This is a genomic window from Tenacibaculum sp. M341, assembly GCF_004337695.1.
In the GTDB taxonomy this organism is placed as follows: Bacteria; Bacteroidota; Bacteroidia; order Flavobacteriales; family Flavobacteriaceae; genus Polaribacter.
Window position 1 is genome coordinate 170662 of the sequence record NZ_SJXJ01000009.1, and the last position, 23198, is coordinate 193859.

Sequence of the window (23198 nt, forward strand, 5' to 3'; positions counted from 1 at the left end):
CTATAATGAAACAACATAATTTTAGCGCTGGACCTTGTATTTTACCTGAAGAAGTATTGAAAAAAGCTTCAGAAGCAGTAATTAATTTTAATAATGACGATTTATCTTTAATTGAAATTTCGCATCGAAGTAAACCTTTTGTTGATGTTATTGAAAAAGCAAGAAAATCCGCATTAGAATTATTAAACTTAGACAACAAAGGATACACTTCATTGTTTTTACACGGAGGTGCTAGTACTCAGTTTTTAATGATTGCTTATAATTTTTTAAATAAAAAAGCAGGATATTTAAATACTGGTACTTGGAGTACTAAAGCTATTAAAGAAGGTAAATTGTTTGGAGATTTGATTGAAGTTGCTTCTTCTGAAGATCAAAATTTTAATTATATACCCAAAAACTATACAGTACCAACCGATATTGATTTTTTACATTGTACAAGTAATAATACAATTTATGGTACACAAATGAAAGAATTTCCTACAGTTGAAGTTCCTTTAATTTGTGATATGAGTTCTGATATTTTCTCTAGACAATTAGACTTTTCTAAATTCGACTTAATTTATGCTGGGGCTCAAAAAAATATGGGACCTGCTGGTGCTACTTTAGTTGTAATTAAAAATGATTTATTAAACAATATTACAAGAGAAGTTCCTTCAATGCTTAGTTATAAAGTACATGTTGGTAAAGATAGTATGTTCAACACTCCTTCAGTGTTTTCTATCTATGTATCAATGTTAACTTTAGATTGGTTAAAAGATTTAGGAGGAATTCCTTTTATTGAGGAAGTAAACAATAAAAAAGCGTCATTACTTTACAACGAAATTGATAGAAATGAGCTTTTTAAAGGAAATGTTGTTAATGAAGATAGAAGTGTTATGAATGCAACTTTTACTTTAAATGATGAAAAGTTAAAAGAAAAGTTTGATGCTATGTGGAAAGAAGCTAGAATAAATGGTTTAAACGGACATCGCTCTGTTGGTGGTTATAGAGCTAGTATGTATAATGCATTACCTTTGTTTAGTGTACAGGCATTAGTAGATGTAATGCAAGAGTTAGAAAGAACAGCTTAAAAACAATGATCGTGAATTACAGTAATCAATAAAACTTACTGTAAAACAACAATACAAATACAATACATGAAAATATTAATAAACCTTGGAGTTAGTGAAAATGCAGTTACAATTTTGGAAGAAGCTAACTTTGAAGTAATAACTACTAAAGTAGCTGAACAACAATTAGAAAACTTTATTAACGAAGAAACTATTGATGCTATTTTAATTCCTAATTCAATTGAAATACAACAAGAATTCATAGATGCATGTCCTAGTTTAAAACTAATAGGAACTTCTGGAGTTAATTTAGATAATATTGATGTTCAATATGCTAAAGACCAAGGAGTACATGTAATTAATGCTTCTGAATCTTCAGCCAATGCAATAGCAGAACTTGTTTTTGGTCATTTATTAGGAATGGTACGTAATTTACATTTATCTAATAGAGAAATGCCTTTAGAAGGTGATTCTAACTTTACTGGTTTGAAAAAAATGTATTGGGGAACTGAATTGCGCGGAAAAACCTTAGGTATTATTGGTATGGAACAAACAGCCATAGCTACTGCAAGAATCGCTTTAGGTTTAGGAATGAAAGTTGTTATGTATCATTTTGAAGCTAAAGAAGTAAACGTTGAACTTGAGTTTTTTGACGGACAAACAACTAGCTTCAACTTTAGTTCAGTTTCTATGGAAGAATTGCTAAAAGATGCTGACTTTATATCTGTAAACATGCCTTCTGCCGATGATCATATTTTAACTGCTGCACATTTTGAAAAGATGAATGATGGCATTGGAATAGTTAATTGTACTAATGGTAGATTAATAGATGAAGTAGCTTTGGTAAAAGCTATTAATGATGGAAAAATAAAGTATGCTGCTTTAGATGTTTTTGAAAGTGAACCAAGACCAGAGATTCAATTATTAATGAATCCTAACTTATCTCTTTCTCCTAACATTGCATCACTAACAGAAGAAACTGTAAATAAAGTTGGTTTAGAATTAGCTAATCAAGCTGTAGCGTTACTTTCATAATTATGGCAATTGTAAAACCATTTAAGGCAATACGTCCAACTAGAGATAAAGTAGCATTAGTAGCATCTAAATCGTATGAACTATATGACAAAGATTTTTTGAATGCTAATTTAGCTTTTAATCCGTATACCTTTTTACATGTAGTTAATCCTGGTTATAAATATCAAAAACAAGATATAACTGGTGAGCAACGTTTTAAACTTGTACACAATAGATATTTAGAATTCAAAGAAGACAATATTTTTGTTCAAGATGAACAGCCTTCTTTTTACGTTTATAAAAAAGTAACTGCTACTAATACTTTTTGTGGTATAATAGCTGCTACTTCTGTAGAAGATTATCATAACAATGTTATTAAAATACACGAACGTACCTTAAAAGAAAGAGAATTACTTTTTGAAAACTATCTAAAAAACACAGGTTTTAACGCAGAGCCAGTGTTACTAACCTACCCTGATGATACCGATATTAATATGATTCTAAATAAATATCAAAATCAAAGGGCCGAATATGAATTCTCTACTACCGATAAAGTTTTACATTTTTTATGGCAGGTAAACGATGTTAACGATATTGAGATTATAACAAAGTCTTTCAATAATATAGATACATTATATATTGCAGATGGACATCATAGAACGACTTCGTCTTGTTTATTAGCTAAAAATTTAGCTAAAGAAAACCCTAATCACACAGGTAAAGAGGATTATAATTTTTTTATGAGCTATCTTTTATCTGAAAGTCAACTTAGCATTTATGAATTTAATCGATTCATTAAAGATTTAAATGGTTTAAGTGTTGAAGAGTTTTTAATAGAATTAGATACTTACTTCAGAATAGAAAACAGAGGTCAAGAATTATATAAACCAAAAGAAAAACATCATTTTAGCATGTATTTAAATGGTGATTTTTATGCTTTATACTTAAGAAAATCTGCTTATGAATTTAGTGATAAACTAAGTGAGTTAGATGCTGAAATTTTATACCGAACAGTTTTAAAACCTATTTTAGGTATTAATGATATTAGAAATGCTTCTAAAATTATTTATTCTCAAGATAAATCTGATGGTTTAGAATTAAAGAATAAAGTAGACAATGGTGAATTTAAAGTTTCATTTGGTATGTTACCAACTAACATACAAGAAATAAAAAATATCGTAGATGCCAATTTGGTAATGCCACCTAAAACAACTTATATAGAACCTAAATTAAGAAGTGCTTTAACTATTTACGAATTCTTATAATGATTGCAGAAAATTTAATCAACATAAAAAATAAATTGCCAGAAAATGTAACATTAGTAGCAGTTTCTAAAACAAAACCTATTAGTGATTTACAAGAAGCTTACAATGCTGGTCAACGAATATTTGGTGAAAATAAAATACAGGAAATGGTAACCAAATATGATGAACTACCTAAAGATATTGAATGGCACATGATTGGTCATTTACAAAGAAATAAGGTAAAATATATGGCGCATTTTGTTAGTTTAATTCATGGTGTTGATAGTTTTAAAACTCTTAAAGAAATAGACAAACAAGCAAAAAAACATGATAGAGTTATCAATTGCTTACTACAAGCTCGCATTGCTAAAGAAGAAACTAAATTTGGTTTAACTTTTCAAGAAATCAAAAACATTCTATTTTCTGAAGAAATAAAAGAGCTAAAAAACATAAATGTTGTTGGTTTAATGGGAATGGCAACTTTTACCGATGATCAAGAACAATTAAAAAGTGAGTTCAACGATCTAAAAGCCCTGTTTAACGAAATTAATATCAGTGGTAAAGATAAATTTACTACATTATCTATGGGAATGAGTGGAGATTATCAATTGGCAATTGATTGTGGCAGTACTATGGTAAGAATTGGTAGTTCAATTTTTGGTAATAGAAACTACAAAATTTAAATTTTAGTCACTTATCTGATTTTCTTTATATTTGCCAAAATCTACTCCCCATATTATTATGATAAATAGGAAACCTTTACTGCATGTACGCAATTTTAGACATAGAAACAACTGGGGGAAAATTTAATGAAGAAGGCATTACTGAAATAGCTATCTATAAATTTGACGGACACGAAATAGTAGATCAATTTATATCTTTAATCAACCCTGAAAAAGAAATTCAAGAGTTTGTTGTTAAACTAACAGGTATTAACAATAAAATGCTTCGTAATGCACCAAAGTTTCATGAAGTAGCCAAAAGAATCGTAGAAATTACATCTGACTGTATTTTGGTTGCACACAATGCTGCTTTTGATTACAGAGTTTTAAAAAATGAATTTAGCCGATTAGGTTACGATTATTTTAAAAACACTCTTTGTTCTGTTACACTTAGTAAGAAATTAATTTTAGATCAACCTTCTTATAGTTTAGGTAAATTATGCCGCAATTTAGGCATAGCTGTTGCCGATAGACATCGTGCTAGTGGCGATGCCCAAGCAACGGTTAAACTTTTTAAGTTACTTCTTGAAAAAGATACTAATAAAAAAATCATTCAACGAACAATTAAATACACTGATAACAGAAATCATAAATTAAAATTACAATCAATTTTAGATGATTTGCCTGAAAAGGAAGGCGTATATTATGTTCATAATGAAGAGGGTAAAATTATTTTTTTAGGCAGAGGAAGAAATATTCGACAGGAAGTCAATAAGTTATTTCTTAAAAACTCGAAACGAGCTGTTAAGATTAGTACTAAAGTTGAAAATATCACCTACGAAGAAACTGGTAACCAACTACTTACAAGATTAAAGTATTATATTGAATTAGACACCTTAAAACCTAAATATAACATCGTAAGAAAAAGAAAGTTAACTGATAAAGATTTTAATCATGATAATTTTCTGCTTGTAAATAAAGGTAGAGAACCAGAAGAAAAATCTATTATTTTAATTGAAGAAAATACTGTTTTAGGACATGCTTTTACCAATTTGGCGTATCAAAATAATGAGATTCATATTTTAAAGAATTTAATCACTCCAATTGAAAATAAGGAACTTGCCAAAACTGTTATTAAAAACTTTCTGATTAGTAGTAGTAAAACTGTTGAAAAGATTGTTAGATACGAAGTAGATTCATAGAGATATAATAATTATCATCAACAAAAATGATAATCATAAAAAAAGACATGTAAAAAACATGTCTTTTTTATTTTATGTAATTTTATCTAATCATTAATCTAAACTAAAGTTAAGTGGAAAATTATATTTAGCATTTACCTTTTTTCCATCTTTAACAGCAGGAGTAAAAGTTGGTAATTTTTTTACTAAATTAATAGCTGCCTTTTCTAATATTTCAGCATTTTTAGCACCTTTAGCTTCTATATTAACAACTTTACCTGTTGCATCAATTACGAAATTGATGTCTACCATCCCTTCTATATTATCGTCAATAGCTGATTCAGGGTATATAAAGTTCTCTTGAATATGCTTTATTAAACCTTTATTAAAACATTTTACATCATTCGTTTCAGAACAAGCTTTAAATCTAGGAATTGCGTTTAATCTATTAAATGTATAAAGAACTCCTAAGTCTTTCTTAACGTTTGGTTTTTTAATGTTAGTAGGCTTAACTCCTGGAATTTTAAACGTAATTGGTAATCCATATTTTACAGCAATTGGATTTCCTCCTTGTTTTCCTGGTTTAAATTCTGGTAATTTCTTAATTATTCTTTTTGCCTCTTCCCCTAACTCTTCTCCTAAATACGGATCTACAGTTTTAAGGTTTACTACATGACCATCACTATCAATATTAAAAAAGATAAAAACTCTTCCTTGAATTCCTTTATTGTAAGATTTTTCAGGATATCTGAAATTTCTTTTGATATGCTTAGATAATTCAGACCTAAAACACTTTTCTTGTTGAGCAAGTGGTGAACTTTCACAAGATTCGAATAACGGAATCTCTTCTACAAAATTAAACAAAACAGCTTCTTTCCTTTTAATCTCATTGACGTTAAGCCCTTGGTTGATTTCAGAAATCTTCTTTTTAATGCTTGCTAATTTGTGATTCGTTTGATTTTCATTGGTTAAAATACCAGAAGCTTCGTTTCTTTTTCTTAAAATCCTTTTTCTTGAAACAACTTTAATGCTAATTTTTTCAGTTTTAACACCTTCTTCGTTTGACTCTTGAACGGTGCACTTAGTAATGCTATTCAAACCTTGAACTGAGTCCCCCGATTCATCTGTACATGTTGTTTTTTGTGCTGCAAGTTGCATGCTAAAAAACAAAGTACATACTACAAGTAATAGTTTTTGCATCATAATTTGTTTTAGGTTTATTTAGATTATAGATTAAGCTAAATGTATTAAGAAAAAAACTAATAAACAAAAAACATGAAAAACTATGTGCTGTTTTACAGCTCATTATAGAAATTTAAGTTGATTTTTCACTAAAAAGACATCATTTTTAGAGGCAATTTTTTTTCATAAACAAGTTAAACAAAAAGCTTTTAAAACACTGAATTGCAACACTTAAAACTTTTAATAAATTCTTTTTTTATTAGTTATAATTCATATGAATCAACTAGATAAAAAAAATTATCATTTGTTAATTTTTTTTTCAATTATTGAAGAAAATTATGCAATAACAAGGTGATTTTCCCCATTTTTAAACATAAAAAACTGTTAAACTCAATAAAAAACGCAGATTTTTAAGATTTTATTTAAAAAAATGATGTTTTAGAGGTATTAAGTATTTCTAATTATTTCAAACTAAAACTGATTGGAAAGCCATATTTAGCATTTACTTTTTTACCATTCTTAACAGCTGGCTGAAATCTAGATAGTTTTTTCACTAAGTTTACAGCTGCTTCTTCTAAAACTTCTCCATTCTCAGGACCATCTGTTTCAATATTTACAATATCACCTTTTCTGTTAACTACAAACTTAATATTTACAATACCTTGTATATCATCATCTAAAGCGCTTTCAGGATAATCAAAATACTCTTGTATATGCTGAATTAGCTGTCTATTGAAACATTGTATACTTAAATCGTTACCACAAGTTTTAAATTGAGGAATACTCTCTAATTCATAGAAAGCATACTTGTTTTCATCTATTACTTCTACTTCCTTTACTTCAACCTTTTTAGTTTCTTTAATTTTGTCTTCTTCAATATTAGATGGCTTAACTCCTGGTATTTTAAAAGTTATTGGTAATCCATATTTCACAGTAATTGGGGCACCATTGTGTTTACCTGGAATGAATTTTGGTAACTCTTTAACAATTCGCTCGGCTTCCTCTCCTAATATTTCTCCCTTAAAAGGTGATTTAGACTTAATTTGACTAATATTACCTTCTTTGTCTATTAAAAAATATACATATACTCTACCCTGTATAGCTTCTTCATAAGCTTTTTCAGGATACTTAAAGTTCTTTCTAATGTGCGCTGTTAATTGCTCTCGGAAACATTTATCTTGATCATCTAAAGAAACTATTTGACATTCTTTAAACAAAGGAATTTCTTCAACAAAATTGAAAGGAATTATCTTATGACCGCCTGTCTTATCAAATTCAAGCTCATTCATTTTAGATATTTTATCCTTTAAATTAACTAATTTGTGAGAATAACTATTTGTAACAATACCTGTTGCTTTATCTCTTTTACGTAATATTCTTTTTCTAGAAACTACTTTTACAGAAACCTTTTCTTCTTCGGTATTATCAGATTTTTCTACGGAACACTTTGTAATGGTATTTAAATCTAAAATAGGTTCTATTTTGTCTTTAGAACACGTTTTAGTTTGAGCAGAAACATGTGTGTACAGAGATAACGCACACACTATGAGTAGTAATCTACACATGGTGCTTGGGGATTAGGGATTATGTTCAAATGTATAAATTTGATATAAATTAAGCAAATAAAATATCAAAAAATGTTTTTTTACTATAAATAGAATAAACTATAAACCAAACGATTACCAATATTTATCACTACGGACTAAGTATAAAACCTTTTATTACTTCAAAAAAAATATTTTCATAATTTAGTGCTCACAATCTAAATTTATGGCTTCTCAATTAGAAAAACGTTTTGAAAACCTACTTATAAAATACACAGATGATACCGACTTCATCAAAAAGTTCTGGAAAAACATTCATAATAAATATTCTGAGAGTCACAGAGCATATCATAATTTAAATCATTTAGAAGAACTTTTTAGATACTACGATCAATTTGAAAGCCAATTAGAAACCCCTGATACAATTGCTTTTTCTATTTTTTATCATGATGTTATTTACAACATATGGAAAAAAGATAATGAAGAAAGAAGTGCTGATTATGCTGTTGATGAATTGTCTAAAATTTCTCTTTCCAAAGAAATATTAGAAAATATTCAAGAACAAATACTAGCTACTAAAACTCATGAAAGCAGTAATAATGACAGTAAATTACTTATTGATTTTGACTTAGCCATTTTAGGGCAATCTGAAGAAATTTATGAGAGTTATACAAAAGCTATTAGAAAAGAATATAAACTGATACCTAACTTATTGTATAAAAAAGGTAGAAAGAAGGTGTTATTACACTTTTTAGATAAAAAAAGTATTTACAAAACTGAAACTTTTGTAAGTCTATATGAAAAGAAGGCTAGAGTTAATCTGAGAAACGAATTAAAAGATTTGTAGCCCTTTACAATTTTCTAAAGTCATATATATTAAGTAATTTGGCTTTCTCAAATTATGTATATACAATTTATAAACAAGATCCTTTTTTAATGAATAAATTGTTGTTGAAGAGTGAATGTTTGAAGTTTTTTTGTTGTTACATCCTAGTATTTTTATTTTCAAATAGTGTATTTGGTTTAAAAAAACATGATAGTATAGTTAATACAACTTCTCTCCAGAAATCTCCTGTTAATACTAAAAGTACTGAAATCTCTCTCGATTCTGGTTGGGAATTCTATTGGAAACAATTAATTAATCCCAATGAATTTAACAACAATTACACACACACCAAAGTTTCACTAACAAATTGGACCAATTATAGTCTTGCTGATGGAGAAAACCTTCCTTCTATCGGTTATGCAACCTATCGGTTAAAATACACTTTACCTGAAAAAAACAAACACTTATCATTATTTATTCCTGCCATATATGCATCATCAAAAACTTGGATTAATGGTAAGTTAATTTCTGAAATAGGTAAAGTTGGAACAACACGAAGTGAAACGTTACACAGAAGATACTCACAAATAATTCCTTTAGATACCAATGAAAATCAACTTGATATAGTTATACAAACAGCAAATTTTTATCACAATAAAGGAGGAATCGACAAACCTCTTGTTTTGGCTAACAGTGAACACTTAAGCAATGTAAGAGCTAAACGCATTATTGCTGACATGATTTTTATTGGTTGTTTAGGCTTTATTGGGGCTTTCTTTTTATTATTTTATCTTTTTTACTGGAATAAAGATAAAGCCGTATTATTCTTTGCTTTTGCTTGTATTTGCTTATCATACATGGGTTTAAGCGATAGATATGCTCCTTTAGCTAGAATTTTTGAATCATCTAGCTGGGTTATTCTTACAAAAATAGAGTATGTATCTTTATTTTTAGCGGGTACAGCTGCTAGCCTATTTTTTGATAGTATTTTCACCAGTTTTACACATAAAACATATTCTAAAGTTATTAGGCTAAGCTTTTACACACTTAGTGCTTTAGTCATATTCTTACCTGCTCCACATTTTACAAGGTTTGTGCTACCTTTTTTAATATTAATGATGGTTAACCTGTTATATGTAACCTTTATTATTATGAAAGCAATTATTGGTAAAAGACACGAATCTATTTTATTACTGGTAAGCATGATTTTAGGAACTGTCGTTTTTTGCATTCACATTTTTATATTTTTAGGTAAGAACGCCAATGCAATTATATATGTAAACTTCGGATACGTACTGGTTTTTATGATGCTTTCCATGTTACTAATGAATAGATTTTCGGATTCTTTTAAAGAGTTAGAAAAAGCTAAAGAATTTGCTTTAGAACAGAAAAAAGAAATCTCTGTAAAATCTAAAGAACTATCAAATGTTAACTTAGAACTTAAAGAAAATTTAAAACAGTTGGAAAGCTCAAATTCTGAATTAGATAGTTTTAATCATATCGTTTCTCATGATTTAAAAGCTCCTTTAGTAGCAATGCATACTTTGGTTACTTTTATTGAAGAAGATTTAGAAGAATCTCTTGATGATAACTCTAAAAATTATTTTGAGTTATTAAAAGGAAGAGTGTCTAAAATGAGCGCTTTGATTGATGGTCTTTTAGAATATTCAAAAGTAGCTAGAGGTAAAAAACAAAAAAACACTTTTAGCTTTAATGAATTACTAATTGAAGTTACCGAAATTTTTGACACTAAAAATACTTTTGTTTTACCTGAAAAAGATTCAGAAATTTTTGCTAACAGAATTGAATTAGAACACGTGTTTCAAAATTTAATTAGTAATGCTATTAAGCATAATGATAAGGAAAAACCTGTTATAACTGTTGGAGTTTCTACATTAAATGAAGAATACCTATTTTTTGTTGGTGACAACGGTCCTGGTATACCCGAAAAGTACCATCATAAAATATTTGAAATGTTTAGTAAGCTAAATAATAATAGCGAAGTTGAAAGTACTGGTATTGGTTTATCTATCGTAAAAAAATTAGTTTCTGAAAATAACGGAACCATTTGTGTAGAGTCAGAAAAAGGTTTAGGTACTACCATTAAGTTCTCTTGGAAAATTTAAAATATAATCAATCACTTTCAAACTCTACTTCTACTCTATTATTTAATATAAATAAGCATATCTTTGCCACCAGTAAAAACTATATATGTCAACAACATTTTCAGCTTTAGGTGTACGTAAAGATTTTGTAAAAGGATTGAAAGAGTTAGGTATTAAAACCCCTACAGAAATTCAAGAAAGAACTATTCCTTATTTATTAAATGAAAGAACTGATTTTATTGGATTAGCTCAAACTGGAACAGGAAAAACAGCTGCTTTTGGTTTACCTATACTTCATCAAATAAAACCAAATTCTAATACCATACAAGCTCTTATTTTATCTCCTACAAGAGAGTTAGTTCAACAAATAAAAAAACAACTATTTAAGTTTACAAAATATGTTGACGGAAAAATATTTGTTGAAGGTGTTTATGGCGGTGAAAAAATTGAGAGACAAATTAAAAATTTACAACGTCCAACACATATAGTTGTAGCTACTCCTGGTAGATTAATCGATTTAATTGAAAGAGGAGAAATCGACTTAAAAAACATTAAAACATTGGTTTTAGATGAAGCTGACGAAATGTTAAGTATGGGATTTAAGTTGGCTATTAACAGAATTTTAAAATATACATCTGGAGAAAGAAATACGTGGCTTTTTTCTGCAACAATGCCTGAAGAGATCAAAAAAATAATTAAAAACTACATGAATGTAAATGCCAAACGTGTAGAGATTAATCCTTCTTCAGTTGTAAATCAAAATATCACACATTTTTACTCTTTAACTACACTGAATGAAAAGTTAGACGCTGTAGTTTCTTTTTTAGAAAAAAGACCAGATGAAAGAGGTATTATTTTCGCTCGAACAAAAGCTGGTGCAAGAAAACTGAATGAAGAGTTACAAAAAGAAGGTTTTAGTATTGGTGTTTTAGAAGGTGACATGAAACAAATTGAGCGAGATAAGGTAATGCGTGCTTTTAAAAATGAAAGTTTACAGTATTTAATTGCTACAGATGTGGCTGCTCGTGGTATTGACGTTCAAAATTTAAACTTTGTAATTCATTATCAATTACCAGAACAATTAGCATATTATACTCACAGAAGTGGTAGAACTGCAAGAGCTGGTAAAAAAGGAATTTCTCAAGCTTTTATTTTACCTAAAGAATTAGAGCAAATTCATCAACTAGAGAAAAACTTAAATATTAAGTTTATTAAAAAATAAATTCAAGATTTTAAAATAGAATTTCTGTTTATTAAAATTTCCAATCAAAAAAAAATCGCCGAAATGGCGATTTTTTTTGTTTTATATGTACTGAAATAACTATTCTTTTCCTAAAGAATCAATTTCATTAACATTTCCGATTCCTTTTGGATTTGGTCCCCAATCATTTGGTCCATGCTCACTATCTGTTGCCCACCAAACAATCAATAAAATAACTCCTATTAAAGGAATTAAGATTAAAAGTAACAACCATCCACTTTTACCTATATCATGCAAACGTCTAGCTCCTACAGCAAGACTCGGTAATAAAACAGCAAGAGAATATAATGTTCCTAATATAGCTAATTCTGGTGCTATTGCTAAAGATAGAATATTAATAGCAAGAGAAATCAGAAAGTTGATCAATGTAAACATCCAAAACTCTTGTCTCCTTGCTCGACCATTAAAGTCAACATACTGCTTAAGTACTTTTACATACCAATTCATAATAAAAAAATTTAGTTAAGTTAATTTTTGATAGGTTTAAATGTAAAGAATTAAAATAAACCACGCAATTTTAATTCTAAATATCCATTAATCGTATCTCCTGTTAAGTTTTGAGGTTTGGTTAAAATTGATTGGATACCATACTTTTTTAATTCATTGGCTATCTGCTTCTTTTCGTACATAAACTTTTCAGCAATTATTTTATCATAAACATCATTTACATTATTAGCCTTCTCTTGTACTATTTTACTCAGCTCAGTATTTTTGAAGAAAACAACCAATAAAACATGATTTTTAGCTATAGCTCTTAAATAAGGTAATTGACGTCTTAAAGCATCTAGAGTTTCAAAATTTGTATATAAAATCAATAAACTTCTACTCGGAATTTTTCTTTTGATAGAAGCATATAATAAGCTATAATCTGGCTCTAAGAAATCTGTTTTAATATTATAAAGAGCTTCTGAAATTAAATTCATTTGTGAGTTACGCTGTTCTGCTACAATAATATTATCAATCTTTTTAGAAAACGTAAACATTCCTGCTTTATCTTGTTTTCTTAAAATAACATTACTTACCGCTAATGTTGCATTGATGGCGTAATCTAATAATGTTATCTTTTCAAAATGCATTTGCATAGCTCTACCAGAATCAATAATTGAATAAACCGATTGAGACTTTTCTTCTACATACTGATTCACCATTAACTGGTTACGCTTAGCTGTCGCCTTCCAGTTTAATGTTCTAATATCATCGCCTGCTACATATTCTTTAATCTGTTCAAATTCTAAAGAGTTCCCTATTCTTCTTATTTTCTTACTTCCGTGTGCTGTTAAATTATTTGAAATCGCTTTCATATTAAAATCTTTCAACTTTAAAAACGAAGGATAGCATCTAATTTTTTTCTGAACTCCTAATACATACTTTTTAGTTGCCAATTGCAATAATGAAGAAACATATACATTGGTATTTCCAAAATCATAATCTCCTCTTACATATGGAGTAACATTATAACTTAATTCTTTTTCTTGCTTCGGATTAAAAACTTCAAAGAGTTTAAAATTTCTATTTTGTAATTGATAAGGAAGCTCTTCAATTAATGAAACATGCGTTTTAACATTATAATTATTAACTACTTTTAAGTGAATAGTATTTACATCTCCATTAGATAATCTTTCAGGCAACGTACGTTCTAACTCAACACCTTTCTTTTTTGAAAAAAGTATAGCAATATCAAAAAGAGTAATTAAACAAATGCTAAACAGTAAGACTTTTGCAAAAGTAAAAAACATAGGAACGAAAAAACCTATAACAAATAGCACAGTAACTATTGCTAAAGCATAGAAAAATCGATTGTTTAGAAATAACGAGTTGTATAAGTTTTTCATTCTTTATGATCAATTATTTTATCTAGGTATTTCAACAGATTCAATTATTTGCTCAATAATTTGTCTGCTTGTAATCCCTTCCATTTCTCTTTCTGGTGTAACAATAACTCTGTGTTCTAAAACTGGAATTGCAGCGTTTTTAATATCTTCTGGAGTAATAAAATCTCTACCATTAATAGCTGCAAATGATTTTGATGCTTTTAAAATAGCAATAGTTGCCCTTGGTGAAGCTCCTAAAAACAAGAAAGAGTTTGTTCTTGTGTTCACTACAATATTCGCAATGTATTCTAATAAATTTTTCTCTACTTTTATTTGAGTAATTAATTTTCTGAACTTTAAAATTTCTTCTCCAGTAATTACCTTTTCAACCTGATCTAATTTTACATTCTCAACCAAATCCTGCTCTCTAGTAACAATCTCTAACTCCTCAGCTGCTGTAGGATAATCCACATTAATTTTAAATAAAAAACGATCTAACTGAGCTTCTGGTAAACGATAAGTTCCTTCTTGCTCTATTGGGTTTTGAGTAGCTAATACAATAAAAGGCGGATTCATTTTATAACGTACACCATCCATTGTAATTTGCTTTTCTTCCATTACTTCAAATAATGCTGCTTGAGTTTTAGCTGGAGCTCTATTTATTTCATCAATTAAAACCATATTAGAAAAAATAGGTCCTTTTTTAAATTCAAACTCATTACTTTTTACATTAAATACTGAAGTACCTAAAATATCAGAAGGCATTAAATCTGGAGTAAACTGAATTCTACTAAAATCAATATCCATAACACGAGAAAGTAATTTAGTCGTCATTGTTTTTGCAACACCTGGTACCCCTTCTATTAATGCATGTCCATCAGAAAAAATAGCCACAATTAATAAATCGATCATACTTTTTTGTCCAACAATCACTTTATTTAATTGTGTTTTTATCTTATATATACTCTCCTGTAATTCAGATACGTCAATTCTATTTTTAAACTCTAATTTATCATTGCTCTCTTGAGGCTGATTCGTTTCTTCCATAATTATTTATTTTGTAAAAAGTTTTCAATAAGTGTATTTAAACGAACAAGTTCATCTTGTGTACACTCTGACCTTTTGTTTACTGTAATAATTGTATTTATTAAATATGTTGTTGTATGAACTGTATTTCCTGATTTAGCGGCTAACTTTTCTATGAACTCTTTATTTAAGTTTCTTGTTTCAATATGATATTTGCTTCTTATTTTCTCTAAAAAGTAAATAATCTTTTTAGTAGCCAAGTTTTTATGATTTTGTTCCCCTTTATACAAGTTTGCTATCGTGTGTATAAAATCTTTTGTTGAATTTTTTAATGGTTTTACTTCAGGAATGGCACGTTGTTTACGTCTTGCATTAAAAATTAAAAAAGTAAGTAAACCAATAAAAGCAACATACAAAGACCATTTTAAAGATGAATGTTGTGAAAAAAAGTTTAAAGCAGAAGTACTATCATTTCTATCTTGATTTCTAGCATTTTCTTTACTTCTTCTTATGTGCGGATCCCATAATGTTAACCTATTTGGTAAATATGAAAGAACATTAGACGCATAACTTTTATTTTCATTTAATAAATTATAATTAGTAAAAGCAATAGGTTGTGTATGCAAATAAATAGAACCATCGTAAAACTTAACTTTAATAAAATTCGGATGATGATCAAACCTACCTACTTTTTGAGTACCTAAAACGGTGGTAGTTACTGGGTCAAAAGATGAAAAATAATGTCTTCTTATATTTCTATCAAATACATATGAAGTTTCTTTGAATCCTTTATTTCTTAATTTAAAAGTGCTTCTCAATTCTTTTAATTTAGAAATATTGTAGGTTAAACTATCAAGATTTGTTGTTTCAACTTTTAAAGTATCCGTTAACCTACTATTCATATAATTTAACGACAAGAAAATATCGTTACCAGATGCTACAAAATTCAAAAGTTTATTAATATTTAAACTATCTAAACGATGAGCAATAGACTTTATACATACATAATTAGCATAATCAGCCTCATTATCATAGTAAACATCATAAAAATAATCTTCTATATGCTTATCTAGCATGGTAAACTGATCTTTACCAAAAAGTTCTTCTCCTTCGTTAGCAATAATATAAGTTCCAAAAGGATCTTTAGAACGTTCTTTATAGTTTTCATACCAATTTGTTCTAGACGAACATGATGTAAAAACCATTAAAGATATTATGAATGTAAAAAATAATATGTTTCTTTTAAAAATCAATTATATCGTATTTAAAAATGATTGATATTTCTTTTCTATAGCTGTAAAACTTGTTTGATCAATATTAAACTCACCATACCAAACATAATCGTATAAATACAGTAAATATGAAAAAGGCTTACGCAATTCCGTTTTTTTCAAATCAAAAATATACTCAGAGTTTGTTTTATCTTTATCAAAGTTAATCAACTCTTTTTCATTCATTTTCTTCAATAAATGTAAATAGTAATATTTTGTAGCCTTTCTATAATCACCGTCTTGCTTTGCTTTTTCTAACAACTTTAAATAATCATTTTTATGAATATCTTCTTCATCATTAACAGCTACAATAGCTACTTTTTCAGTTTTATTTCTACTGAAATCCCACAATGAAACTTCATTACTTAAAACACTTTTTACAATAATTAATATGACTATTAACGCTAATGCATAAGGAAAAATAGTTGCTAAAAAATCTACAACCGATTTAAAAAAAGTTAAGTCTACATCTTTTTCAGGTTTCTTCTCCTCTACTTCTTTTACAGGCTCTTCGTACTCTGTATAGGTAAAATCACTACCATTGTATTTAGATTTTAAATCTTCATTAAAAGCTCTATTTTCAGCTGGTACCACATCAATATTTTCTTCTTGAGAAGTAGCAACAAGACTAAAAAAAAGCATAAAAAACAGTAATAATTGCTTCATTATTTATTTAGTTTTTTAGCTGCCACTTTATAAGGCAATATTAAATAGTAATAAGAAATAGAAACCAGACTCGTTGCAATTATTAAGAAACATACAAATCCAGGTACTTTATTATAGTATCGTGTTACATAACCTTCTAAAAAAGCAGCTACAAACGTAAAAGGAATTGTACTAATGAATATAAAAAAGGCTTCTCTTATTCCTTTTTTAAAGGACTCCATCCTTTTTAAAGCTCCTGGAAATAAAATACTAGCACCAATAATATAACCACAACCAGCTTCTATAACCATTCCGAAAATTTCATATGTACCATGAATCCAAATTCCTTTTAAACTATCTAACAAAGTATTATTTTGATAGAAAAAAGCTTGAAAAACAGCTACCATGATTCCATTTTGAATAATATAAAAACCTGTACCTAACCCTAGGAACAACCCTGATAGAAACATGTAAATACCTACACGTAAATTATTTGCAAAAATTCCGATAAAACTTCCCCAGTTACTTCCTCCTTTGTAAACAGCTAAAGCATCTCCACTTTCTATATTTTCCAATGTTTTCTCTACATAACTATCTCCTAAAATCTGACGTGCAAAATTATCATCATTAAAAGTAGACACCAATCCTATAAAAAAACAAACAAAAAAGAAAGCAAAAGAAATATACATGTACTTACGGTGTTTGTACAGTAATAAAGGAACTTTCTCGAAGAAAAAAGCCAATAAAACGTTTTTATCTTGCTTTTTGGTATGATAGATTTTCCCATAACTACTTTTAGCTAACTTATTTAAATATGGCACTACATTACTTTTTGGGTAATAAGATTGCGCATATGATAAATCATTCATGATTTTTATATGTAAGTCGGCAATTTCGTCTGGAGATTTTTTACTATTATTTGAAATTACTTCTTCTAATTCCAGCCATTTTTCTTTATTTTGCTTTATGAAAGCGATTTCTCTCATATAGCAAATGTAAAAATTGTATGAAAACACTACAAGTAAATACTACACAAAATGTTAAAATAAATTTTGAAATGGCAAATGTTGGGCAAAGACTGCTTGCTTTTGTGATTGATAATGTTATAAAAATTGCATATGTGTACTTGTTAACTGAATTTATTAACTTTAATTTTATAGGTGATATTGTAGACAATGACTATTGGTCTACTGAGGCTTTAAAAATTTTATTTTTTATTCCTATTACTTTTTACACCTTGTATTCTGAAGTATTGTTAGATGGTCAAACACTAGGTAAACGAATATTAAAAATAAAAGTTATTAATATTGAAGGATTTAAACCTTCTATTTTAGATTATACTATTCGCTGGTTTTCAAGAATTGTAGATTTCAACTTTTTTATTTTAGTAATTGTTTTATTTAGTAGCTATCTAGACAATCAAAGCTTTTATGTATGGCTTTGGTTTATATTTTTATTAGGAAAATTAGTTGGTTTTTTAATGATCATTTTTACAGAAAAAAATCAACGTTTAGGTGATTTTTCAGCAAATACAGTAGTCGTTTCTTTAACTGATCAAGCTAGTTTTTCTAAAACTATTTTAGAAAACATAAAAACAGATTACAAACCAACTTTTGCTAATGTTATTAAGTTATCTGATAATGATGCAAGAATCATAAAAGACACATATACCAGAGTAAAAGAGTCTAAAGATTACAAAACACTTATTAAGTTAAGAACAAAAATTGAAGAAGTAACTGATATCAATAAACCTAAAGACATGAATGATATTAAGTTTATAGATATTGTTTTAAAAGATTTTAATTATTATACTCAAGATAAGTAAAAACTAAGCTAACAATACGTTTTTTATTGTATCAGTAATTCTTGTAGGTTTAAACGTAGTTTTATGCAACAAACACCAAACTGTTTTTGCCTTTACTATAAGTTTTTCTTCTTTGTAAATTTCAACATAACGAACCGATTTTACACCATGGGTTTCACCAACCCATGTTTTTATGGTTATTACATCATTTAACTTAGCTTCTCCTAAATAATCAATTTCATGACGAATGACCACCCAAACGATATCGTCTAAAGGATTCTCTTTAGTTAATTCTGACCAATGTAACTTAGCAATATCTTGTACCCATAGTACAAATACTACATTATTTACATGTGCCAACTCATCAATTTCTTCTTTACAAACCGTTCTAGTAATTGAAAATATTTTATCTGAATTCATAAACACAAACATACACAACTCTTAGTTTTATTTCGTTTCTTTGTAGATCAATTTTCCACCATCATGAATCAAGTTGCTAACGAGCTATCTACTAATAAAATCAGTTCTTTATTATTAAAACAATCTGTGCCTGCTTCAATAGGTATTTTGGTTATGTCTATAAACATGATTGTTGACACTATTTTTGTTGGACAATGGATTGGCGTATTGGCTATTGCAGCTATAACTGTAGTATTACCAATTAGTTTTTTAATCTCTTCAATGGGAATGGCAATTGGTGTTGGTGGTAGTTCTATTATTTCATTAGCGCTTGGTGCTGATAATATTGAAAAAGCGAAAAATGTTTTTGGAAATCAATTGAGTTTAACAGCTATTATTTCTTTTATTTTAGTTGGAATTTGTTTGATATTTGAAACGCCTGTTTTAAAACTTTTTGGAGCTAATGGAGAAATTATAAATCCAGCTATTCCTTATTTTAGAGTAATTATTTTAGGAGCTCCTTTTTTAGCGTTTGCCATGATGGGAAACCCTATTATTAGAGCTTTAGGAAAGCCAACTTACTCTATGATAGCTTTAATTTTACCCGCAATTGCTAATATTATACTTGATGTTGTTTTTATTAAGATATTAGGTTGGGGAATGTTTGGTGCTGGTTTGGCAACTGCTTTGGCTTATGCTGTTTGTGGTTTATTTATTTTAGGATTTTTATTTTCTAAAAAATGTGAAATTAGAATTTCTGCTAAGTGTTTACGTTTACAAAAAAGCATTGTAGCTGAAATTTCTTCATTAGGTGTAGTTACTTTGGTTAGACAAGCTACTTCAAGTATTCTAATTATTGTTTTAAATTATTCGCTATACAAATATGGAAATGAAACATCGGTGGCAATCTTCGGAATTATTAACCGATTAATGATGTTTATTTTCTTTCCTGTTTTTGGAATCGTTCAAGGTTTTTTACCTATTGCAGGTTATAATTACGGAGCTGAATTATTTGATAGAGTTAGAGAAACGCTAAAAATTTCAATTATTTACGGAACTCTAATTTGTGTCGTAATTTTTATTGCTATTCTTCTCTTTAAAAATGAAATGGTTTCAGTTTTTACCACTGATGAAACTTTATTAACTCAAACACCAGAAGCCTTATTAATTTGTCTTTTAGCAACTCCTTTTATTGCTGTACAATTAATTGGCGCATCCTATTTTCAGGCAGTAGGAAAAGCAACTCCGGCTTTAATACTTACATTATTAAGACAATCTATTTTTCTAATACCTTTTATCATACTTCTACCAATGTTTTTCGAATTAAAAGGTATATGGTTTGCTTTCCCTATTTCTGATATTTTAGCTACAATAGTTACTTACTTTTTCTTAAAAAAGGAAATTGACAAGCTAAAAGCTAGTCAATTAAACTCTCACCATTCAAATTCGTAGTTAACACATTACTCATTAAATCAAAAAATGGTCTTAATGCTTTAAAAGACAAATCTATTTCAGCAACAAAATTTGCTGACAATACTTCTTTGTTAGAAAATGTACGTGTTGCTATAAAACCTTTTTTACGAATTAAATCTATGGATGGATGATTTTTGTCAAAACCTTTTGGTGCAGTTTTAAGCTCTTCTCCATCTAAAACTCCTCCAAAATATTTTTTAAAATCAGGAGCAGCTAAAATATCTCTAATCTCTTCATCATCATATTCAAATTCTTTACGAATTCTTAATAGATCATCCTTTTCAGGCTGCCAAAAACCACCACCTAACATCGTTTCATTTGGTTTTATTTGTAAAAAATAGCCTCCTCTCAAATGTGCTCCACCTCTTGAGAAAGATGTTGCAAAACGTGGATTGTAAGGTGTTTTATCTTTTGAAAAACGAACATCTCTATAAATTCTATAAATCTTTTGCTTTTCTATATCGTCATGCATATTCAAATTATCATGAATTACAGAGAATACATCTTTAGCATTTTGTAAAGAATCATTGTAAACATTTTTATTTTCTGTAAACCAATCTCTATCATTATTATTTGATAATTCTTCTAAAAATTGAAAAGTAGACTTTTGAAATTGCATGTTACTATATTTTTGATTGATCTATTTATTGAACTGAATTTTTAAGATTATATCTTTTTAATTGATATACAGAAAAAGCACCTAAAACTAATTCAGCTACAACTCCAAATATATAACCATTAGAAGGAACACCATCAACTAACATACTAAACAATCTTCCTACGCCTAAAGTTAGCATAAATAGTATGTTTAATTGAGTTGCTATTTTCCAATACTTTAATTTCAAAATACCAACAAACCATACTATAGAAATTCCTAAATACAGAAACATAATAGCCTTTAACATATTAGAAAGATCAGTTGTATTGACCTGAATATCTAGATGATCTTTTAAAATTAACGGCTACCATAAATTATAGCTGTTGGTACAACTATTAATAAAGAAATAATGAGATGTAAATTCTTAAAAATTTGATTCATTTTTATTCTTGCTTTACAAAGATCGTCATTTATCTGATTATTTTAAACAAAAAATCAGCGCCAGAAATATCTAACACTGATTTTAACTTTTTAAATTTCTACCTTACTTTAATTTACTATAAAACAGACTATTTATTCACGGTAAATATATCTTTCAATTGCTTTACCATATTTCCATTACCTGAAACAGTAATTTCTCCAATTTTATCTGCAATTTTTTCTACATATTCCATCTCTTTTAACTTAAACAACATTTCATTGTTTTCCATTAATTTAGCTGTATTTAATAAACTTCTAGTTGCAGCAGTTTCTTCACGTCTAGTAATACTATTTGCTTGTGCTTTCTTTTGAGCTAACAATACCTGATTCATAATCTCTTTCATATCTCCAGGTAAAATAACATCTCTAATTCCACAGTCAATAACAACTACACCTAATTTATTTACTACTTTTTTAGTAGCTTCTAAAACCAAATTAGAAATATCTTCTTTATTATCTAGTAATTCATCTAATGTATAAGTTCCAATATATTCTCTTAATGCTAATTGCATTGCTACATATAATTGCTTTTCATAATCTTTATTAGCTAACAAAGCTTTTTCTATATCTGTTACTTTATAAGTAGTGTAAAAATTAACTCTAATAGCTGCTTTGTCTTTAGTTAATAGCTCTTGACCCGAAATATCTAACTGTAATTGACGTGTATCTATTTTGGCAATTTTTATTGATGTATTATTTTTTCCAAAATCTATAAGTTCCTCCTGTCAATGTTTTTGTGTAAACATCATCTACCAGTAACACTGCTTTTTCATATGAAAACACTTCAAAAACTCTAATGTGCTTTGTTAATTCATAATTAGCAAATAATGCTTTGTCAATACTTTCTGTAATATAAATTTTGCTGACATCTATTTTTGTAAAAGTTCTATTAATGAATCCTTTCCAATATAAATGCCTACCAGCTTGTAATATTGTTTTAAAATTATCATTCTCATATACAATAACCAACTCATTATCTTTTACTTCAATAACATCTAGCATAGTTGCTAGTTTTTCATCTTTTAATAAAATTTCTAAAGGAACATATGTATTCAACATACTAAATACATCATACTGTATCACTTTTTCACTAAATGATAACCAACTTACTCCTTCAGTAATTACCTTTTTGTAGTCTCCGTTTTTAAAAACGAGTCCTACTTTTCCTTGTTGAATTCTTACTCTTTTCATTTTTTTTCCTTTAGAATTTATTCTTAATTATTTCTTTTAAAATTCAAAATGAAGCATGCTAATGCTTTAAAATTTACGGATGAATTCTTTGTAAGAAACTTATGAATACATTGTTTTAAAAGCGGATTGAAATTTTAATTAATTTACAATTGACTCATAAAAATTTGCACCTCATTTTAATACTTAAGAATACAGCAAAGCAAATTTTAAAGTGTTACATATAGCAACTCATCAAACAATACTTCATTTATTACATCAGTTTTACAAGATAATGAGCTTAAAAACTACTGACTAAAAGTAGAACTTGAAAATTCAAGTTTTGAAAATACTACGTTATGAGCGTAGTGCTCTAACCAACTGAGCTACAAGACCTATTTTTTGGTGGTCTTGGCAGGATTCGAACCTGCGACAAAAAACAGACATTAAAAGTGT

Annotated in this window: 23 protein-coding genes; 10 read left to right on the top strand and 13 right to left on the bottom strand. The window is 28.1% G+C overall.

Features of this window, described 5'->3' with window-relative positions:
* The first annotated feature begins 5 nt into the window (after positions 1-5).
* The 5 genes from serC (at position 6) to EYW44_RS12175 (ending at position 5171) form a co-directional block, all read left to right on the top strand.
* A complete protein-coding gene (gene serC / locus EYW44_RS12155) occupies positions 6-1070 on the top strand; it encodes a 3-phosphoserine/phosphohydroxythreonine transaminase (RefSeq protein ID WP_132723937.1) in 1065 nt (354 codons plus the stop codon).
* Between the two features lie 66 nt (positions 1071-1136).
* The gene (locus EYW44_RS12160) at positions 1137-2084 is read left to right on the top strand and encodes an NAD(P)-dependent oxidoreductase (RefSeq protein WP_132723938.1); all 948 of its coding nucleotides are present in this window, start codon (positions 1137-1139) and stop codon (positions 2082-2084) included.
* A gap of 2 nt (positions 2085-2086) precedes the next feature.
* Complete coding sequence (locus EYW44_RS12165) at positions 2087-3328, top strand: DUF1015 domain-containing protein (RefSeq protein WP_132723939.1); 1242 nt, start codon at positions 2087-2089, stop codon at positions 3326-3328.
* Positions 3328-3990: a YggS family pyridoxal phosphate-dependent enzyme gene (locus tag EYW44_RS12170; protein ID WP_207893777.1), complete on the top strand. Its 663-nt coding sequence runs from the start codon at positions 3328-3330 to the stop codon at positions 3988-3990. The genes EYW44_RS12165 and EYW44_RS12170 overlap by 1 nt, the downstream gene beginning before the upstream one ends.
* Before the next feature lie 83 nt (positions 3991-4073).
* Positions 4074-5171 (top strand): exonuclease domain-containing protein, encoded by a 1098-nt coding sequence (locus EYW44_RS12175; protein ID WP_132723941.1) that lies wholly within the window; start codon positions 4074-4076, stop codon positions 5169-5171.
* A 93-nt stretch (positions 5172-5264) separates the two neighbouring features.
* On the opposite strand, the gene EYW44_RS12180 is transcribed toward EYW44_RS12175, so the two are convergent.
* Together EYW44_RS12180 and EYW44_RS12185 are read right to left on the bottom strand one after the other, a co-directional pair.
* Positions 5265-6350 carry an energy transducer TonB gene (locus tag EYW44_RS12180; RefSeq protein ID WP_165872216.1) on the bottom strand — a complete coding sequence of 362 codons (1086 nt, stop codon included), beginning with the start codon at positions 6348-6350 and terminating at the stop codon, positions 5265-5267.
* Between the two features lie 443 nt (positions 6351-6793).
* On the bottom strand, positions 6794-7897 hold the full coding sequence (locus EYW44_RS12185) for an energy transducer TonB (RefSeq protein WP_132723943.1): 1104 nt from the start codon (positions 7895-7897) through the stop codon (positions 6794-6796).
* A 205-nt stretch (positions 7898-8102) separates the two neighbouring features.
* Here EYW44_RS12185 and EYW44_RS12190 point away from each other — a divergent pair, with 205 nt between their 5' ends.
* From EYW44_RS12190 to EYW44_RS12200, 3 genes are all read left to right on the top strand, one after another.
* Positions 8103-8723: an HD domain-containing protein gene (locus tag EYW44_RS12190; protein WP_132723944.1), complete on the top strand. Its 621-nt coding sequence runs from the start codon at positions 8103-8105 to the stop codon at positions 8721-8723.
* A gap of 119 nt (positions 8724-8842) precedes the next feature.
* On the top strand, positions 8843-10828 hold the full coding sequence (locus EYW44_RS12195; RefSeq protein WP_165872217.1) for a sensor histidine kinase: 1986 nt from the start codon (positions 8843-8845) through the stop codon (positions 10826-10828).
* Positions 10829-10913: 85 nt separating this feature from the next.
* Positions 10914-12029, top strand: coding sequence for a DEAD/DEAH box helicase (locus EYW44_RS12200; protein WP_132723946.1), 1116 nt, complete (start codon positions 10914-10916; stop codon positions 12027-12029).
* Positions 12030-12128: 99 nt separating this feature from the next.
* On the opposite strand, the gene EYW44_RS12205 is transcribed toward EYW44_RS12200, so the two are convergent.
* From EYW44_RS12205 to EYW44_RS12230, 6 genes are read right to left on the bottom strand one after another with little or no spacing between them, the layout of a single operon-like run.
* On the bottom strand, positions 12129-12515 hold the full coding sequence (locus tag EYW44_RS12205; RefSeq protein WP_132723947.1) for a DUF805 domain-containing protein: 387 nt from the start codon (positions 12513-12515) through the stop codon (positions 12129-12131).
* A 50-nt stretch (positions 12516-12565) separates the two neighbouring features.
* The gene (locus EYW44_RS12210; RefSeq protein ID WP_132723948.1) at positions 12566-13900 is read right to left on the bottom strand and encodes a DUF58 domain-containing protein; all 1335 of its coding nucleotides are present in this window, start codon (positions 13898-13900) and stop codon (positions 12566-12568) included.
* A gap of 18 nt (positions 13901-13918) precedes the next feature.
* Positions 13919-14926, bottom strand: coding sequence for an AAA family ATPase (locus tag EYW44_RS12215; RefSeq protein ID WP_132723949.1), 1008 nt, complete (start codon positions 14924-14926; stop codon positions 13919-13921).
* Positions 14927-14928: 2 nt separating this feature from the next.
* Positions 14929-16110 (bottom strand): DUF4350 domain-containing protein, encoded by a 1182-nt coding sequence (locus tag EYW44_RS12220; protein ID WP_132723950.1) that lies wholly within the window; start codon positions 16108-16110, stop codon positions 14929-14931.
* A gap of 48 nt (positions 16111-16158) precedes the next feature.
* Positions 16159-16842 carry a hypothetical protein gene (locus tag EYW44_RS12225; protein ID WP_132723951.1) on the bottom strand — a complete coding sequence of 228 codons (684 nt, stop codon included), beginning with the start codon at positions 16840-16842 and terminating at the stop codon, positions 16159-16161.
* On the bottom strand, positions 16842-17807 hold the full coding sequence (locus EYW44_RS12230; RefSeq protein WP_132723952.1) for a stage II sporulation protein M: 966 nt from the start codon (positions 17805-17807) through the stop codon (positions 16842-16844). Before EYW44_RS12230 ends, EYW44_RS12225 begins: the two co-directional genes overlap by 1 nt.
* Positions 17808-17827: 20 nt before the next feature.
* Between EYW44_RS12230 and EYW44_RS12235 the strand changes: the two genes are divergently transcribed.
* A complete protein-coding gene (locus tag EYW44_RS12235; RefSeq protein ID WP_132723953.1) occupies positions 17828-18646 on the top strand; it encodes an RDD family protein in 819 nt (272 codons plus the stop codon).
* Positions 18647-18649: 3 nt separating this feature from the next.
* Here EYW44_RS12235 and EYW44_RS12240 read toward each other — a convergent pair whose 3' ends face one another.
* Positions 18650-19045: an acyl-CoA thioesterase gene (locus EYW44_RS12240; RefSeq protein ID WP_132723954.1), complete on the bottom strand. Its 396-nt coding sequence runs from the start codon at positions 19043-19045 to the stop codon at positions 18650-18652.
* A 63-nt stretch (positions 19046-19108) separates the two neighbouring features.
* Between EYW44_RS12240 and EYW44_RS12245 the strand changes: the two genes are divergently transcribed.
* A complete protein-coding gene (locus EYW44_RS12245; RefSeq protein ID WP_132723955.1) occupies positions 19109-20476 on the top strand; it encodes an MATE family efflux transporter in 1368 nt (455 codons plus the stop codon).
* Here the strand turns inward: EYW44_RS12245 and EYW44_RS12250 are convergent.
* The 4 genes from EYW44_RS12250 to EYW44_RS22625 form a co-directional block, all read right to left on the bottom strand.
* On the bottom strand, positions 20442-21116 hold the full coding sequence (locus EYW44_RS12250) for a DUF2461 domain-containing protein (RefSeq protein ID WP_132723956.1): 675 nt from the start codon (positions 21114-21116) through the stop codon (positions 20442-20444). The two genes, EYW44_RS12245 and EYW44_RS12250, sit on opposite strands and share 35 nt — an antisense overlap.
* Before the next feature lie 25 nt (positions 21117-21141).
* A complete protein-coding gene (locus EYW44_RS22615) occupies positions 21142-21387 on the bottom strand; it encodes a DUF4345 domain-containing protein (protein ID WP_243643653.1) in 246 nt (81 codons plus the stop codon).
* Positions 21388-21664: 277 nt separating this feature from the next.
* Positions 21665-22288: a slipin family protein gene (locus tag EYW44_RS22620; RefSeq protein WP_306766634.1), complete on the bottom strand. Its 624-nt coding sequence runs from the start codon at positions 22286-22288 to the stop codon at positions 21665-21667.
* Positions 22269-22766: a hypothetical protein gene (locus EYW44_RS22625; protein ID WP_243643654.1), complete on the bottom strand. Its 498-nt coding sequence runs from the start codon at positions 22764-22766 to the stop codon at positions 22269-22271. The genes EYW44_RS22620 and EYW44_RS22625 overlap by 20 nt, the downstream gene beginning before the upstream one ends.
* Between the last annotated feature and the right edge of the window lie 432 nt (positions 22767-23198).